Annotated in this window: 16 protein-coding genes and 1 pseudogene; 10 read left to right on the forward strand and 7 right to left on the reverse strand. The window is 44.6% G+C overall.

The features are described 5' to 3' along the window. The first annotated feature begins 143 nt into the window (after window positions 1-143). Genes MOF34_RS02845 through pdxA form a run of 3 tightly spaced genes read left to right on the forward strand, consistent with a single transcriptional unit; the run spans window position 144 to window position 4,272 of the window. Window positions 144-1,928 carry a sigma-54-dependent transcriptional regulator gene (locus MOF34_RS02845; RefSeq protein WP_268398432.1) on the forward strand — a complete coding sequence of 595 codons (1,785 nt, stop codon included), beginning with the start codon at window positions 144-146 and terminating at the stop codon, window positions 1,926-1,928. Between the two features lie 20 nt (window positions 1,929-1,948). Then, window positions 1,949-3,289: a four-carbon acid sugar kinase family protein gene (locus MOF34_RS02850; RefSeq protein WP_268398434.1), complete on the forward strand. Its 1,341-nt coding sequence runs from the start codon at window positions 1,949-1,951 to the stop codon at window positions 3,287-3,289. Next, window positions 3,265-4,272, forward strand: a complete 1,008-nt coding sequence (pdxA, locus tag MOF34_RS02855; protein ID WP_268398435.1) for a 4-hydroxythreonine-4-phosphate dehydrogenase PdxA — start codon at window positions 3,265-3,267, stop codon at window positions 4,270-4,272. The genes MOF34_RS02850 and pdxA overlap by 25 nt, the downstream gene beginning before the upstream one ends. A gap of 243 nt (window positions 4,273-4,515) precedes the next feature. On the opposite strand, the gene MOF34_RS02860 is transcribed toward pdxA, so the two are convergent. After that, entirely contained in the window at window positions 4,516-5,262 is a 747-nt protein-coding gene (locus tag MOF34_RS02860; protein ID WP_268398437.1) for an SDR family oxidoreductase, read from the reverse strand. A 192-nt stretch (window positions 5,263-5,454) separates the two neighbouring features. Between MOF34_RS02860 and MOF34_RS02865 the strand changes: the two genes are divergently transcribed. The 4 genes and pseudogenes from MOF34_RS02865 to MOF34_RS02880 all read left to right on the forward strand — a co-directional run. Next, entirely contained in the window at window positions 5,455-6,018 is a 564-nt protein-coding gene (locus tag MOF34_RS02865; RefSeq protein ID WP_019715685.1) for a cob(I)yrinic acid a,c-diamide adenosyltransferase, read from the forward strand. Between the two features lie 186 nt (window positions 6,019-6,204). Further along, window positions 6,205-7,473, forward strand: coding sequence for an MFS transporter (locus tag MOF34_RS02870; RefSeq protein WP_268398439.1), 1,269 nt, complete (start codon window positions 6,205-6,207; stop codon window positions 7,471-7,473). A 161-nt stretch (window positions 7,474-7,634) separates the two neighbouring features. Next, a complete protein-coding gene (locus tag MOF34_RS02875) occupies window positions 7,635-7,997 on the forward strand; it encodes a protein liaI (protein ID WP_311766026.1) in 363 nt (120 codons plus the stop codon). After that, window positions 7,933-8,097 (forward strand): annotated as a pseudogene (locus MOF34_RS02880) (response regulator transcription factor); the annotation flags it as partial. The gene MOF34_RS02875 and the pseudogene MOF34_RS02880, both read left to right, overlap by 65 nt. 6 nt (window positions 8,098-8,103) lie before the next feature. Here MOF34_RS02880 and MOF34_RS02885 read toward each other — a convergent pair. The 3 genes from MOF34_RS02885 to MOF34_RS02895 are packed head-to-tail and all read right to left on the reverse strand — an operon-like array spanning window position 8,104 to window position 11,736. Continuing rightward, window positions 8,104-9,225 carry a Ger(x)C family spore germination protein gene (locus MOF34_RS02885; protein ID WP_268398441.1) on the reverse strand — a complete coding sequence of 374 codons (1,122 nt, stop codon included), beginning with the start codon at window positions 9,223-9,225 and terminating at the stop codon, window positions 8,104-8,106. After that, window positions 9,222-10,319, reverse strand: coding sequence for a spore germination protein (locus MOF34_RS02890; RefSeq protein ID WP_268398442.1), 1,098 nt, complete (start codon window positions 10,317-10,319; stop codon window positions 9,222-9,224). The genes MOF34_RS02885 and MOF34_RS02890 overlap by 4 nt, the downstream gene beginning before the upstream one ends. Next, the gene (locus MOF34_RS02895) at window positions 10,288-11,736 is read right to left on the reverse strand and encodes a spore germination protein (protein WP_268398444.1); all 1,449 of its coding nucleotides are present in this window, start codon (window positions 11,734-11,736) and stop codon (window positions 10,288-10,290) included. Before MOF34_RS02895 ends, MOF34_RS02890 begins: the two co-directional genes overlap by 32 nt. A gap of 117 nt (window positions 11,737-11,853) precedes the next feature. On the opposite strand from MOF34_RS02895, the gene MOF34_RS02900 reads away from it, so the two are divergent. After that, entirely contained in the window at window positions 11,854-12,039 is a 186-nt protein-coding gene (locus MOF34_RS02900) for a YvzF family protein (protein ID WP_268398445.1), read from the forward strand. A 66-nt stretch (window positions 12,040-12,105) separates the two neighbouring features. Then, the gene (fumC, locus tag MOF34_RS02905) at window positions 12,106-13,494 is read left to right on the forward strand and encodes a class II fumarate hydratase (protein WP_268398447.1); all 1,389 of its coding nucleotides are present in this window, start codon (window positions 12,106-12,108) and stop codon (window positions 13,492-13,494) included. A 38-nt stretch (window positions 13,495-13,532) separates the two neighbouring features. On the opposite strand, the gene MOF34_RS02910 is transcribed toward fumC, so the two are convergent. Next, window positions 13,533-14,408, reverse strand: a complete 876-nt coding sequence (locus tag MOF34_RS02910) for a TetR/AcrR family transcriptional regulator (RefSeq protein WP_019715676.1) — start codon at window positions 14,406-14,408, stop codon at window positions 13,533-13,535. A gap of 168 nt (window positions 14,409-14,576) precedes the next feature. Here MOF34_RS02910 and spxO point away from each other — a divergent pair, with 168 nt between their 5' ends. Further along, the gene (gene spxO / locus MOF34_RS02915; protein WP_019715675.1) at window positions 14,577-14,741 is read left to right on the forward strand and encodes an anti-adapter protein SpxO; all 165 of its coding nucleotides are present in this window, start codon (window positions 14,577-14,579) and stop codon (window positions 14,739-14,741) included. Between the two features lie 27 nt (window positions 14,742-14,768). Here the strand turns inward: spxO and cssS are convergent, their stop codons facing one another. Both cssS and cssR read right to left on the reverse strand, forming a co-directional pair. Continuing rightward, window positions 14,769-16,124: a secretion stress-responsive two-component system sensor histidine kinase CssS gene (gene cssS, locus MOF34_RS02920; protein WP_268398449.1), complete on the reverse strand. Its 1,356-nt coding sequence runs from the start codon at window positions 16,122-16,124 to the stop codon at window positions 14,769-14,771. Continuing rightward, window positions 16,121-16,798, reverse strand: coding sequence for a secretion stress-responsive two-component system response regulator CssR (gene cssR, locus MOF34_RS02925; protein ID WP_019715673.1), 678 nt, complete (start codon window positions 16,796-16,798; stop codon window positions 16,121-16,123). Before cssR ends, cssS begins: the two co-directional genes overlap by 4 nt. Window positions 16,799-17,016: the final 218 nt, after the last annotated feature.

Here is a 17,016-nt window from a genome sequence, read left to right on the forward strand (position 1 = left end):
GGGCGCACCGCACTGGACAGAATGAATTGTATCCCCATATCGTATCATTTATAATTTAAGTTCGAGGGGCTGTCCCAATGTTTGAACGGACTCCCTCACTGTCTCATTGACCTGAGGGAGAATGAAAGAGGGGGTCCATTTTTATGAAAATTAAAGTGCTTGGCATTGCGCCATATAAAGGTTTAGGGGATTTATTGACAGAGCTCGCGAAGGAAGAACAAGATATTCAATTTCAGTTGGAGGTCGGCGATTTGCGCTCCGGCGTCGCGATTGCAGAGCAAGCGGTATCACAGGGGATCGATATTATGATGAGCCGCGGCGGTACAGCCTCGCTCATTCAAAAACACGTGCGCATCCCTGTCGTAGATATCCCTGTTTCCGGGTATGATCTGCTGCGGGCGTTGACACTCATTAAAGATTATCAAGGGAAAGCAGCCGTCGTTGGCTTTGAAAATATTACCCAAGGGGTTCGCACCATCAGCGAGCTTTTTGGAATAGAAGTTGATTTATATACGATAAAAGAAGAAATGGAAGTATGGGATCTGCTGAGGGACATTCAAGAGCAGGGGACACAAATCGTATTAGGAGATGTGATTACTGATAAAGCGGCAAAGGAGCTAGGCATGCAAAGCATGCTGATCACGTCCGGCCGTGAATCGGTTAAGGAAGCGTTTCACACTGCAAAGCAAATGTACCGGCTCTTTAAGGAGGCATCCGAGGAGCAGCGGATGTTTAGAGACATGATTGATCAGGAAGAAAAAGGGATGCTCGTCATTGATGATAACAGCCGGATCCGCTTTGTAAACAAAATGATGAAAAAATGGATGGAAGAAGGTCTTCTTGAGCCTATAGCACCCGCTGCCGCTGTCAATGAATGGTGGGAAGAACTGGCTTTTGCCGTACAGTCAATAAGAGAAGGCAAACTAAGCGGGTATTTTCAATTAGAAACAGGAGAAGTTATCTGGCATATGAAAGGTTCCCTTCTTTCAAAAGGAGAGTTGTTGATTGCCATTGAACAATCGTCGTCATCACGCGATGATCGTAACCATCCTGTATGGTCGTTTGCGGCGCCCGTCCATTCATTGCACCCATTCTCATCATTTACACAACAAAGCAGTTCTATGAGGGACACCGTTCAGCAAGCGCAGGCATTCAGCCAGACGCATAAACCTATTTTGCTGTACGGAGAGGAAGGGACGGGGAAATCAGACCTCGCCTTAGCGATTCATCAAATGAGCCCTCGGCGGCAGCATACGTTTATGACCATTCATTGCAGCAAGGTGAAAGAGACCTCATTGCTGAAAGCCCTTCCGGCTGTTCAAAACGGGACGATTTTTCTTCGGCATGTCGAGCATCTGCCGCTTGAAGTCCAGCATGATCTCGCCTTGCAATGGATGAAGCCGGATCAGCAAATACGCTGGCTCGCCTCTTCTTCTGCTGATTTATGTGAAGAAATGAAAGCAGGGCGATTTGACCCTGATTTATACAGTTGTTTACAAGGATTGACGCTTTATGTCCCGTCGTTGTCAGAGCGGGTGGAAGACATGGAGGACATGAGCAGACTGTTTATTGCTGAATTTAATTCAGCTTATGGCACACAAGTGGTCGGACTTGCGCCTGAGGTGATGGACGCGTTTCGCAATCGGACATTTAGGGAGAATGTTCGGCAGTTTAAGCGAGTACTTGAGGAACTTGCGCTGACGGTGAAAAGCGGATATATCACATTGGCTGAAGCCGCGCCGCAGCTTGACCGTCTGTCCAGTGAGAAAAAGGAAGAGAGCTTAAAGGGCTATTTTGAAGGGACGCTTGAGGACATCGAACGGCGCATCATTCAAGCGGTGCTGAAAGAGGAGAATATGAACCAATCCAAAGCAGCGAAGCGATTGAATATCAACCGCACCACCTTGTGGAGAAAACTAAAAGAATAGCATGAGACCGAGGTGTCGATATGACAAACATACGATGCAAAAAAGGAGCGGACATCAGCCAAAAAATATTGATTGTCGCCGACGATTTAACGGGAGCTAATGACACAGGCGTTCAGTTTGTTAAAGCAGGAATGAGCGCCGCTGTTCTTTTTGACCGGTCTGGTGCAAATCCAGGGGATATAAAAGAAGATGTCATGATTTTAGATACGGACACGCGCAGTGTGTCGCCAAGCGAGGCTTACAAAGAAGTCAGTTCAGCATCGCATCCGTTCGCCCGCCTTGAATCACACCTTTTTTTAAAGAAAATTGACTCCACATTAAGGGGAAACATCGGGATTGAAATCAAGGCGCTGATGGATCTGGGGCGTTTTGATGCAGCAGTCATCGCCCCTGCTTTTCCTGATGCGAGGCGGATTACTGTGGATGGCATGCATTATGTCAATGGCCTGCCTGTTCATGAAACTGAAGCAGCCGTTGATCCGAAAACACCGGTTGCCGAATCGCGGATCGCTGATTTGCTTTTCGGGCAGACAAGTATTCAGCCAAAAACGATAGGCACCAAACAGCTTCACAAACCTGATGAGCAAATACAACAAGACCTTAAAGCGTGGAAAACCCAAGGACATGAATGGTTTGTCTGCGATGCAGAAACAAATGAGGATCTGCGCCGCATCGTGCAAGTGTTTATGAACAGCGGGCAGTCCGTTTTATGGGTCGGCGCTGCCGGACTGGCCGGTGCACTTGCCCAGCATGTCAGAAAGAGGGCATTGCAGACAGGCAAGCGGAATGAACCGGTAATGATCGTATCTGGCAGTGCATCGAACATAACAAATAGACAGCTAGCATATGTAAGAGAGCAGCGTGACCTCCTTGACGTGCGCATCAATCCGCTGAACGTATTGAATGGATGTGAAGCATGGGAGCATAAGCGCGCGCTCGATCAAGTGGTGGTTCATCAAGGGAAAGATGTTCTGCTTTATACTGATGCGAAGCCGGAAACCGTACAGCGCATCATCGCTTTTGGGAGAAAACAAGGGCTTGACCGGCAGGCTGTAGGCGAAAAGCTCTCACGATTTCTTGGTGCAGTCACGAGTGAAATCGTCAAGTTGACAGGATTAAAACGCCTTGTGTTGACAGGAGGGGACACTGCGCGCGCGATTTGCAACGAGCTTGGCGCAGACGGCATTCAACTGCTGGGTGAAATTGAAGCGGGGATACCGCTCGGCAAGCTGCTCAACGCAGATATATATGCGGTGACAAAGGCGGGCGCATATGGTCAAACCGATTCTGTTCTAAGAGCCGTTGAGGTGCTGAGAAATGTAGAGGAGGAAGACAGATGGCAAAACCAATCATTGCGTTGACGATGGGGGATGCGGCCGGTGTCGGCCCGGAAATTATCATCAAGGCATTTGAGCAAACCAATTTGCATGAAAACGGGACATTGTTTGTCATTGGGGATTACAGCATTTTAAGCAGAGCAAAGACGTTCATTGGCTCAGATGCAGACATTGTAAAAATCGACGAACCGGAAGAGGCGGCAGATGTAAAGCCCGGTGTCATTCCTTGCCTGGACCTTCAGTTGCTAACCGAGGAACTGAGAGTGGGAGAAGTATCGGCTGAAGCGGGAAACGCAGCGTTCCGCTATCTTGAAAAGGCGATTGCCCTTGCCAACGAGAATCGGATTGACGGCATTTGCACAGCGCCTTTAAATAAAGAAGCCCTCCATAAGGCGGGGCACATGTACCCGGGCCATACCGAAATTTTAGCGGAATTGACGCAAACAAAGGACTATGCGATGATGCTGGCTGCACCGAACCTGAAGGTGGTGCATGTCACAACCCATGTCGGTCTGCTTGACGCCATTCATCTCATTGATGCGAATCGGGTATACACGACAATACAATTGGCGCATGATACACTCATTCGCGCAGGTATACCGCAGCCTAAAATCGCGGTATGCGGCATTAACCCTCACGCCGGTGAGAATGGTTTGTTTGGACATGGAGAAGAAGAAGAGAAAATTGTCCCTGCCGTTGAACGCGCGCAAAGTGAAGGTATACAGGCATTCGGCCCGCTGCCTGCTGACACGCTATTCTTTAGAGCAGTGAGAGGCGATTTTGATATGGTGGTGGCGATGTATCATGATCAGGGACACGGACCGATTAAGGTGCTCGGTCTTGAAGCCGGGGTGAACATTACAGTCGGCCTGCCAATTATCCGTACGAGTGTTGACCACGGAACAGCTTTTGATATTGCGGGAACAGGCAAAGCCGATCCCGCGAGTTTAGAAGAAGCGATGAGACAGGCCATCATGCTGTCTGGAACGCGTAATCGGCATGCATAAAAAGAAGAGCCTTCTATCATAAACGAGCACCTCCAAATGTCAAATTTGGAGGTGCTTTTCTTTTGGCGCATGTTTAAGTGCAGATAAGAATCAAGGCGATCTTATCTGCATAAATGAAAGTGAGACTGCAATCAAAAACGAATAAGACAAAAACGGCATGAGTCCGATTCCATACCTGACTCATGCCCCAGCCTCATGAGAATCCTCAAATTTAAGGGTCGTCTCATAAAATGGCTCTTTTCTTTAGTTCATGTAGGTGCCGCCGTTAATATTAATCGTTTCGCCCGTCAGAAAGTCAGATTTGTCAGAGGCTAGGAAGGCGACAACGTTTGCGACATGCTCGGGTGAGCCGATCATTTTCAGCGGAATCCGTTCGATGACTGCTGCACGATACTCCTCGCTCCACTGCTTGCTCATATCCGTTTCAATCGGTCCCGGGCAGACAGCGTTGACATGAATGCGGTGTGCAGCAAGCTCCTTTGCCAAATGCATCGTTAAATAGTTGATGCCTGCTTTCGATGCACCATAAGCAGGAGAGGCGTTATGATGCGGTGTTTTGCTGGTCGTTGAGCTCATGTTTACGATTTTTCCGCCACCCTGCGCGGTCATTTCTGGGATGACGGCCTGACACATGAGGAAAGTGCCGGTTAAATTCAAATCTATCACTCTTTTCCACTCTTCAAGCGACGTATCAACAGTTGTTTTGCGCAAATTAATGCCGGCATTGTTGACCAAAATATCGATCTGCCCAAACTGCTGTTTTGCCTCAGCTATGAGAAGCGAGGCTGTTTCTGGCAAACTTGCATCACCAGCAACATAAGAAGCGCACTTTCTCTCAATATTCAATTCTGCGCACATGGACTTGAGCAATTCTTCTTTTGTCCCATTGATGACGACATTTGCTCCTTTATCCGCAAGCGTCTCCGCAATGGCTCTGCCGATGCCGCGGCTTGCACCGGTGATAATGGCCGTTTTTTTGTAAAATTCCATCCCCATCCCACCTTCTTTAAATAAAGCGTTTACATTTATACTATAAAAGCTATTGTTTCTTTATTCAACAATACTTTTGTGTGATGATGATGCAAGGACTTTATGTTTCAAAATGAAACAGATATAACAGCTCTATGCCGCTGTTAAAACAGGGTATACTATAGGGACAAGTGATAAAGGGAGGAGAACGAAATGAGACTATACACAAAAACAGGCGATAAGGGACAAACGAGCTTAGTCGGAGGCAGAACGGACAAGGACAGCCTCCGCGTCGAAAGCTACGGCACGATTGACGAGCTGAATAGCTTTGTCGGGCTTGCTTTAGCAGAGCTTTCCGGCAAGCCCGGATTTGAAGATTTGACAGCCGAGCTGCTGATGATCCAGCATGAGCTGTTTGACTGCGGAGGCGATCTGGCAATCGTCACAGAAAGAAAAGGCTATAAACTAACGGAAGAATCTGTTTCCTTTTTGGAAACGCGCATTGATGCCTACACAGCAGAAGCGCCGGAACTAAAGAAATTTATACTTCCAGGCGGATCGAAGGGTGCTTCGCTTCTCCATGCGGCGCGCACCATTGCAAGGCGGGCGGAACGCCGAGTGGTGGCGCTTATGAAATCGGAGGAGATTCATGAAACAGTGCTGCGTTATCTCAATCGACTATCCGATTATTTCTTTGCCGCAGCACGGGTTGTGAATGTGAGAAGCGGCATTGACGATGTGGAATATGAAAGAAGTGCTATTGTGTTTCGGGACTAAAACTGCAGCGGATCATAAAAAAAGAAAGCCGGCGTGTTCTCTACATGCCGGTTTTTTGTTTTTCATTCTGTCAATCTCCCATTTTACGACAAAAAATGAACCTTATGAATTATTGACTGAAAAGTGGGAAAATGAGATATTGTAATAAAAAAGATGTAAAAAATAGGCAGTGGGGGGCTCTGATGGATGGTGAATTTAATTGAAAGTGATAGCATCTGGAAGAGAAATTTTAATTATCTTTTTCTCTCAAGAATAGTAAAGATATCAGGCGATATGTTCGCATTTAATTCGATATTATGGTTTTTAATTTATGACGGCAAAGGTGCGATCGGCACTGCTTTATTGATTGCTGTTACTTTTTTGCCGGAAGCTGTGCTGGCGCCTGTGACGGGTCCTTTCATGAAACAAAATACGCTGAAATTTTGGATGTACTTTTCAGATCTGACAAGGGCTGCGATTGTCTTGATTATTCCTCTTTGTCATTTTGCGGGTTTCTCTCCGCTGTGGTTTGTCATGACACTTATGATTGTGCATTCTGCTACAGGGGCTGCATACAATCCCGCATCCATAACTTTAATACCCCATATCGTAAACGAACAGGGCATTCAAAAAGCAAACGCCGTGCTGCAATCCTCCGCTCAAATTGTCCGGCTCGGAGCTGTCACGTTATGCGGCGCTTTTCTTACATTTATTAGCCCTTCTTATACAATGCTTATCGCACTTGTTCTCTATTTGGTTTCTGGTTTTCTCGTCCTTTTTATTAAGTATACTCCGGTTGAATCCCAATCAGAGTCTGCTATCGTTACGCAGAGAGGCACATATATCGGCAGACTGAAGCGCGGCTTTACGCTTGTGAGAAGACATCAGATTTTATATCCGCTCGCCATTTATTGTATCTTCATGAATTTCGCGGCTGCCCCTTGGGAAGCGCTCTCAGCCGTTTACGTTGCGGAAGATTTAAACGGCCAGCCGATCGTTTACTCGCTTTTAAAGGCCACCACCGCCGCAGGCGCGTTTTTATTGGGGTTTGTTCTGGCGAAAGTCAAAGTAAACAGATATGGCCTGTTATTCGTAACTGCCGGCATTATTGAAGGATTCGCTTTCTTTATTACCGGTATGAACACCTTTTTGCCGCTCGTCTTTCTCGCAGCGTTTACCTTTGGCGCCGCAGTCAGTGCTGTTAATGTTCCTGAGTACACGATTATCCAGACCTCTGTGGATAGTGAGGATCAGCCGCAGGTCTACGCTGTCATACATATGATCTCTAATATTTCCATACCTGCCGGAGCTGTCATTTGCGGGTATGCTGCAAACGCTTTTGGTTCAGGAACTGTGATCGCTGTCGGAGGGGTTGTCGAAATTATTGCGGGTATTGGCATTTTACTTTTCACAAAGCTGGCTAAAGCAGAACGGTCCGACCTGATCAAAGAAAGGGAAGCAAGTGTTCATTTATAAAGGGTTTTGAAACGCCATGCCTCGTGCATGGCGTTTTTTTGTGTCCATAGGTCCGGAACAAGATACGACTCCGGTCTTATATCAAAATCAATCTCTGATTCGTTTTGCGCAAATGCTTATTTGTTTAAGATGAAGACAAGGAAAACGAAAGGAGGATCTGGATGATAAACAAGAAAACAATAGGCGGATTCTTATTAATTGTATTTGGGATCTCCGTCTTTTTTGGAGGAGGAAGCTTCGGCTTTATTATCCCGCTCGCCATAGGGAGCTTGATGACATACGCAGGAATGAAAAGGTTTGCCGCAGGAAAAACGATTACAGGAATCTTCTTGGGCGGTATCGGAGCGATCATGCTCATCTGTTCACTTCCGTTTGTCGTCGGAATGGCGCTGGCAGCCACTATGGTGTATTACGGCTGGAAGCTCATGAAAAACGGATCAGCTGACAATGGTGTGTCATCTTTTGACTCTGGCAGAAGGAAAAACAAACAAAGAAATAGGCGAGGAACTGTTTATCACCATTAAAACAGTCAAAACCTATATCACCAATATCTTATCAAAACTGAATGTCAGTGACCGGACGCAGGCCGCAGTGTACGCACACCGAAATCACCTCGTAAAATAGGCTCTTCTATTTATTTGCGCCTTTCGTCCCGAAGTCTCTGACAACCACATTGACCCGGTAGTCTATTTCCGCATTGCTGAAATAATCATCATCCCATTTTCTTGCAATCTTTTTCCACTGTTGAGGATAATGAATTCTGACCTCGTTTCCCAGCCCGGTTACATCTGCCTTGATATCTTTCTGCAGCGTGCCTGTAATAAATTGTGTTACTGTTTTTTGTAATCGTTTTTCGACTGTCTTTTCAATATCTTTGATATATGAATCCTTAAATGAATCTTCATTGGAATCCCAGTCCTCGGATAAACGCCCTTCAATATTCCGTGTGACGGTGAATTTGAACTTTCCGTCCTTGTAGTCTGTCTTGATCTTGCGATTACTGGAGTACACTTCATAAGAAAAAAGGTTGCCATTATGCCTCATATCAATGACGCCTCCTTCGACAGTGCCTGTAAATAAGTTGATATTTTGAACCTCACCCGGTGTTAAATTCCGGTTCCATAATTTATCTTTGATGATAGTAGCCCCGTTTATCGCGAGTTTTCCGTTTTCCTCACCGACATGAGGGATGAGGAATGAATCGTCAGAGGTCAAGTGTTCTGAGATCTCACCCAGTGTAACAGGCTCCATCATTCTGATCGTCACCGTATTATTCTCCGTCAGGTCATAAATCACATTGGATGCGGGCTCGCCTTGAACATTTATTTTAAATATATCCTTAGTTGTGCCATCGGTGACAAAGACGTACGAACTCCTCCTTGTTCCGTTGTCTCTGACAAACTGGTTAATGATCGCGTCCATACCAATATGATCCGCAATCACGCTCTTCGAAAGCAGAATAAGACGCAAATGCTGTGAAAACGTAGGGTTATGCTTTAATGCAGATGTTCGCATCATTTGATGGACAGTTTCACCCTTTGTGATAGAAAGCTGTGTCGGGTCAGATGAAGAGCCCTCTTTGGAGCTGATTTTTTTCGGGATAAGAATCTGCTGTGTCAGTTCTAAATTTTTATCATCCGGCTTGTCTAGCCCTACACCGATTACCAAGCTTAAATCCTCAATATTTTGGCTGTCCCAGCATCCGGACAGCAACAGGGTGCATATGAACATACTTAAAATCCGGATTTTCATTTTGCTGTAATCCTCCTTTTGAGAGCGACAATGAAAAACAGAATGAAGGGGAGCAGAAACAGGCAGACGAAAATGTACCCGAGATAATCGCTGTACATCATGACTTGATTGGCGTCATCCGGCCATAGAGAAAAATAATAGACAGCCGCGCCGATGAGCACCATGCTTTTTTTAGTGGATAATCCGAACGTCTTCTTCAGCCCGTTAGCGGCAAAATATCCGTAAATGACAAACGTTGTGAAAAATTGAATGATCCAGACGATCAGTAAAAACGATTCAAACCTTTCAATGAATATTCCTTTGAGCTCAAAGGACTGAAAGAGAGAAATTGTTGGCCAGATCAGCGTCTTCACCTCAGGTGCGGTCAAAGCCCCGACAACGATGACATACGTCAGGATATATAAAATAATCGGAATCAAAAAGCCGATAGCCGCGTATCTGAATGTATATTTCTTTTTCTTCATATGTTCAGGAAGAAACAGCATCACTTCCATTCCTAAAAAAGAGATGGAAACGACGGTAAGGGAGTTTGCAATGGGTCCAAGGCCTTCACCTAAGACGGGTCGCAAATTATTGATGTCAAAAATTTTAAAACTGATCCCAAACACAATCAGCAAAATAATAATTGTTACCGTTAAATAAAAGGGGAACAGCCGCGATACATCACTTAATCCCCCTACAATTAAATAGATGCCACAGCAGATAAACGTGAAAATAATGATCTGAATCGGCGTCTTCTCCAGCAGGAAAAACTTCACCATTTCGGCCATCGCCCGGGTTTCAAAGCTGGCCACTCCGATAAAATAGCAGCTGATCAAAAGGCCGATAATGCTTCCGATCCATTTTCCGAGCCCTTCCTGCAAATACTCAAATAGAGAAGGGTAATGATGTTTTTTCTGAATAAGCGTATTTAAATAAATGAACAAAATGAATATAACGCCTTCTAATGTGAGCGTAATCCAGCCGTCAGGGGTGTTGGCCTTAGTGGTCAGCGCTCTCGGCAATGTTAACAGACCGGCGCCGAGCATCGTATTCGCAATAATAGAAATCCCTTGGAAGGTATTAAGTTTGTTTGGAGTCTGTTTTTGGCTCATTTGGATTATTCGCCTCTTTTGGTTTGTTTTTTATTGGGAGACGGATAATGGAATCATCCGTATTTTTCAGGCTGAAGAATCCGTTTGGCGAAAAATACGGAAATCCAAAGCTCGATTGTCTCGTTAAGTGCGTATAAATAACAAGCATAAATAAAATAATCCCATACAGCCCGAGAATAGCGGCGGAAAACATCGAAATAAAACGCAGCACCCGGAAAGACAGCCCCATTCCGTATTGGGGAACGGTAAAGGATGCAAGGGCAATGACGCTGACAACGATAACCATAATCGAGCTGACGAGATTCGCCTCTACAGCCGCCTGTCCGATGACAACGCCCCCAACGAGCCCTATTGTCTGGCCGAGCGGGTTGGGGAGGCGCAGCCCGGCTTCCCTCAGCAACTCGATGGTTACTTCCATCAGCAGGGCTTCAAATATCGGCGGAAAGGGCACGTTTTCCCTGTTTGCCGATATCGTAACGGCGAGCGCGGTCGGCAGAAGTCCTTGATGGAAGGAAACGAGTGCGATATAAATCGAAGACAAAAACAAGGTAATGAAGATAGATGCAAAACGCAGCGACCGGATAAGAGATGCTGAAATCCAGCGTTCATAGTAGTCATCCGGGGACTGCATCAGGATGCCGAGAGAAACCGGTACCAGCAGCACAAATGGTGAATTGTCGACCAAAATGGCCACACGGCCGTTAAACAGGGCCGACGATACCTTATCGGGTCTTTCCGTATTTTGAATCTGCGGAAACGGCGAATATTTATTATCTTCAATGAGCTCCTCAAGTGTTCCGCTATCCTGGATATCCTCCAGCTGAACATTGTTAAGCCGCGCTTTAACTTCTTTTATGACGGACTTTTTTGCTTTGCCCTCAATGTACATAATGGCCGCCGACTTCAGCTTGTTTTTGCCGATCATGATTTTTTTTGTAATGAGTTTTGGATGGTTAGTCCTTTGCCTAATGAGAGCCATATTTGTATCGATATCCTCTACAAACGCAACTTTTGGTCCGCGCACCACTTTTTCAGTTGTCGGCTCTGCCAGGCTCCTTGTTTTTTTCTTTTCAGTCGACAAAATAAAGACTTTGTCCAATCCGTTGATAAACACAGCACACTTGCCGCTGAGAATGGCCTCAGTCGTTTTTTCGGCAGTTTCAACAGGCCTTGCGTCAAGCTGGTCAAGGCGTTTTTTGACTTGGTCAAGCGTAAGGGTCTCTTCATCTTTGATTAAGGTTTTAATCGATTCTGCAACCTGTTTCTGATCATTCAGTTCACTAAAATAGAGATAGTAAAAAACAAGACCGTTGGAGAGCATTTTTTTGTTTTTCACCAAATCATCGTTTTCTTTTAATTTTGGAAGCACTAATGCTAAATTATCGTGTATATATTCCTTAAACTTTGTTTGTTCCAACGAGGTCACCTCTTATCCAAAACCTTAGTAGAGGTTATCTTTTCCTGTTAAAAAAATGATATACTGTGTTAGAGTATTTCATGGTGTAAGTTTTTTTATGAAAGCGGAGGATACGAAGTGGCACAGGTAAGGCTTGCTGGAAAACAAGAAGAAATAGAACAGCTCATTAAATCATTTGAAAAGCATTATGATGTCTCCTATACATCAAAGGAGTACGGCAGGACGAATCCGAAGTACAAATATTCAAAGGATTCCCGCGTATATTTAGAATTAAAATTAAAATCATCCAAGCTCGAAAAATAAAGAGGACTTTCTGTATCACTGGCGAATTATGATCTATTGAAGCAACCGTTATGGAGGGATACATAAATGGAATACAGAATTGAACGAGACACCATGGGAGAAGTGAAAGTTCCTGCTGATAAATTTTGGGGCGCCCAAACACAGCGAAGCAAGGAGAACTTCAAGATCGGTTCTGAAAAAATGCCGATGCGTGTTGTGAAGGCGTTTGCAATATTAAAACGAAGCACAGCTCTCGCTAATAAACGCCTTGGCAATCTGGACGCGGAAAAAGCGGAAGCGATTGCAGCGGTTTGTGATGATGTGCTCAAAGGCAAATACGATGACAACTTTCCGCTTGTCGTATGGCAAACCGGAAGCGGCACACAAAGCAATATGAACATGAACGAAGTGGTAGCCAACCGAGCGACTGCTTTATTAAAAGAAAAGAACTCAGATCAAACGATTCATCCAAATGATGATGTAAACCGCAGCCAAAGCTCAAACGACACATTCCCGACTGCAATGCATGTTGCTGCTGTATTAGCTGTTTACGAACAGCTAGTGCCTGCGCTTGACCAGCTTCGCAATACATTGGATGAAAAAGCGAAAGCATACACCGACATTGTCAAAATCGGACGCACGCACCTTCAGGATGCTACGCCTCTAACGCTCGGACAAGAAATCAGCGGATGGGTTTACATGCTGGATCGTTCGAAGGAAATGATTTTGGAAGCGACAGATAAAATGCGTGCGCTTGCAATTGGTGGAACGGCTGTCGGAACGGGAATCAACGCTCACCCAGAGTTTGGAGAGCTTGTCTCAGAAGAGATCACAAAACTGACAGGCCAAACGTTCAGCAGCTCGCCGAATAAATTCCACGCGCTGACAAGCCATGATGAAATCACTTATGCGCATGGTGCATTAAAAGCGCTTGCGGCTGATTTAATGAAAATCGCAAACGATGTCAGATGGCTTGCTAGCGGACCTCGCTGCGGCATCGGGGAAATCGTCATTCCTGAAAATGAGCCGGGCAGCTCCATTATGCCTGGTAAAGTCAACCCGACACAAAGTGAAGCATTGACAATGATCGCAGCGCAAATTATGGGGAACGATGCGACAATCGGTTTTGCGGCGAGTCAGGGGAACTTTGAACTGAACGTGTTTAAGCCTGTTATCATTTACAACTTCCTGCAATCAGTGCAGCTGCTGAGTGACGGCATGAAGTCATTCCATGATAAATGTGCTGTCGGTATTGAGCCCGACAAAGAAACCATCCAGGAAAACCTGTCAAATTCATTAATGCTTGTAACGGCGCTAAACCCGCATATTGGATATGAAAACGCGGCGAAAATCGCCAAGCTAGCCCATAAAGAGGGATTGACGCTGAAAGAAGCTGCTTTGAAGCTAGAATTGCTGACAGAGGAGCAATTTAATGAAATGGTTAAGCCGGAAGATATGGTAAAACCAAAGGCATAATAGAAGAAAAAACGGCTGCTTTTTAAGCAGCCGTTCTTCTAAATATGTTGCTGTTTTAATAGATATTTAAGCTGCTCCGCATCTTTGGCGAGAGCTTCAGACTCGGTCAGGTTATGGATCATTCCTTTTATGATCGCCAGCTTCGGTGTTTTTTTCTTCATTTCTGCTTCAAGTATGTCCAAGCTCTCCGATAATTCAAGAGAGGAGTTTGTGTTTAAGCTGTTAATTTTGTCACGAAGGCTTTTCACAATCGATTCAGTCAGCGGGTCAGGCCGTCCGTGCGTAAGAGGCCCAAATAAAGAGCTTGCCTCTTCCAATGTGATGAAAGGCTTATCGTTTCGTTCAGACATGCCTTTTACCATATCATCAATTCTATTCATAATGATATCAGCTAATTGATCCGGCTTCACAGTATAGCCGAGCAAAATCATACATTCTAGGTAAATCTGGCTGATGCCCTCTATTAAAAAACAAAGCTCTGCAGTATACGGTTCCGCTTTTTTTCCGTAAATGTTCAGCAGGCTGTCGATATGAAATTGAAGTGAGGACTGGCGGATTTTTTTGGCGCATTGCTCTACTTCCTCCGTGTAAGGCAGAGAACTTTCCTTCATCTGCATGCTGATAAAATCCTTGTGTTCAAGGATGTTTTCATAGAGCACGGTCAGCTGTTTACGGTAAGCTGTTCTGGGGCTGTCTCCCTTCGTTTTAATATTTAAAATTCGGGTAAACGTTTTATCATAATAGTAGTTCAGCATAGACAGAAGAAGCGCTTCTTTCGAAGGAAAATAAATATAAAAAGCGCCTTTAGATATTTTGCATTCTTTTGCGATTTCCTGAACTGATGTTGAGTTGTATCCTTTTTGGGCAAATAGTTTTAAGGCTGTTTCAATAATTAGCTTTTCTTTTTCCTTCAATGGTTCCACCCTTTCAAAGCCCGGAGGCCTGTACAGGATATGACCATATAGTCACACCTTCTGTTATAAAATTAACCTTATTGTAACTTGTTTTTTTATCATGTATTATTTATATTATAAATTGAGATGACCGAATGGTCAAAGCTCAAGCGAAAGGGTGAATCTAGAATGAAAGAATTGGACGAAATGATCAGCCGCTTGCGAAACAGAGGAATCAAAGTGGAGAAAGTCAAATATCCGAAGCAGACCTTGTCTGAGAAAAAATGGGTTCATCAATGCAAACAGCCGCTCAAAACAAATTACAGAGATTTCAACGGCTATTCTTTCACATAAAAAATAGACTGCAAAAACATGTACAGTCTATTTTGGCACTGCTATGCGGTATGTTACACCCGTTTTGTCATTTTCAATTGAGATAGACGCCTTATGAAGAGTTAAAATTCGTTTTACGATGCTTAGACCAATGCCGAATTCGCCTTTCTTCCCTTTATTAAAAGGCTCATAAAGGCTGGAGAGCATCTCATCTTCAATATGCGGTCCGTCATTTTTAATGGTGATCACGATATTCGGATCATCTTGTTTCATGCTGATTTCTATCTTTGTCTCAGCGTAGCGGATTTGATTTTCCAGAATATTTTCAAGGAGTTTGTTCCATTGCTCCGGATCGCCCGGCATCAGAATGTCTTCTTCTACATCAATTTCCCACGATAATTCTTTCCGCGCCCACTTCAGTCTTTCGATGACTTCTTCTGTTACTTCCAAGATACTGAACATGTCATGCTGCACTGATTGCTTTGCTAAATAATCCAGCTTCGTTAAATATAATAAATCCTTTATTTTTTTCTCCAGCTTAAGGGCTTCGCCTTCAATGACATCTACTGTATTTTCTAGATCTCCTTTAGGGAAAATTCCGTCTTTAATCGATTGCGTATAGCCTCTGATGACCATAACCGGCGTTTTTAGGTCGTGAGAGATATTTTGCAATAGGGTTCTTTCTGTTTCGTCCTTTTTCACAAGTTCTTGGCGCATCTCTTCGATGGTATGGCCCAATTTGCCGATCTCATCTTTCCGATCCACTATCACTGGGTCATCCCAATCCTGTTCGGAAATCCGTTTGACGTGCTTTTCAAATGACACGAGAGGCCTTGATAAATACTTTGCAAGCCAAATTGCGGGAATCCAGCTTAATAAAATGACAACAGCTATAATAAACAGAAGCTGTTTGAAGAGAGTAAGGGCCAGATCGTCCCGATACGAATCAAGCGCGTAAGACAGCATCATAGCTGATTGTCCATTGACGGAAAGTCCCTTTTTAATGACAAAAAACACTTTCTCTCCATTGACGTCGGCGCTGTACCGTTTCTTTTTGGTCTCCTGTTTATCGGCGAGCTTGTACACTTTATGGATAAACGAAGACGAGAGAATGCTTAAATCCCTGTCTGAAGAAGCATCTTCATTTTCAGGCAGAAGCACGTGCTGTACGGAGCGGACAGTTGTAGGCGCCGTAGCTTCCTCGCTGTAGTAGCGCCTTTCAATTGAACCCGGCAGGCGGTACTCCGTCAGAACATGCTGCTCATTTTCAATTGTCGTATACGTTTCATTGGTAAAGAAATCGCGCAGCGTGTTTGAAAATAACACGAGCAGCAAAATGGAAATCGCTAACAGGATGCCGGATATGACAACCCATATTTGAAACGCGAGCGGCTTGTTTTTCATGATGACATCATCCTGTAGCCGAACCCGTAAATCGTTTCAACCTTCAATTCTGGCATCTTTCTGCGCAGTCTCCGGACGAGATCATCGACGACCCGATCCGTTCCGAAGTAGTCATGCCCCCACACTTTTACGAGAATATCCTCACGAGAGTATGGATGTCCTTTATGATGGATAAATAAGAGCAGCAGATCAAATTCCTTCGACGTCAAATTGATGATATTGCCGTTTTCATCATAAACCTCGCGGGCGTCTTCAGCGACCCGGTAAGAGGAAACAGCGATCTCATTTTTTTGTACAGGCGGAGCTTCTTTATAGACGAGCTCAAGAAGCTTTTGCACACGTATAATCAGCTCCCGCGGCAGAAACGGCTTTGAAATGTAGTCATTGCTGCCAAGCTCTAAGCCAAGGACTCTGTCAATATCTGCATCTCGGGCGGAAATAAAAATGACCGGTACGTCAGGATCTTTCGCTTTGATTTCTTTTATTAATGCATAGCCGTCGGTATCCGGCAGCATGATATCGAGAATCCACAGGTGGGGAGACGGTGTCATTTTCTTTCTGGCGTCTTCACCTTTCGTAAAAGATGTAATGTTCCAGCCCTCATTCTCTAAATACTTCGTCAGCAGTTCATTCAGGTTGTCCTCATCTTCAACTAGATAAATGGTGTATGACAAGGCTCTTCACATCCTTTCAACGTCATTATAATCTAGTTTTAACATACGGCAGGCAATTTTCATAATTTCACATATTCTTTTCATTTTTATCCCACAATGTTTGTTTATGATATGTATAAGGGAAGAAAGGAAGAGATATAAGTGAGGAAGATGTAGGATGATCAAAGATATTCTATTTTGGTGCTTTGCTTTTCTCATCATTATTGGGACAATTGAAC

Source organism: Bacillus sp. T17B1 (assembly GCF_026796395.1).
Lineage (GTDB): Bacteria > Bacillota > Bacilli > Bacillales > Bacillaceae > Bacillus > Bacillus spizizenii_A.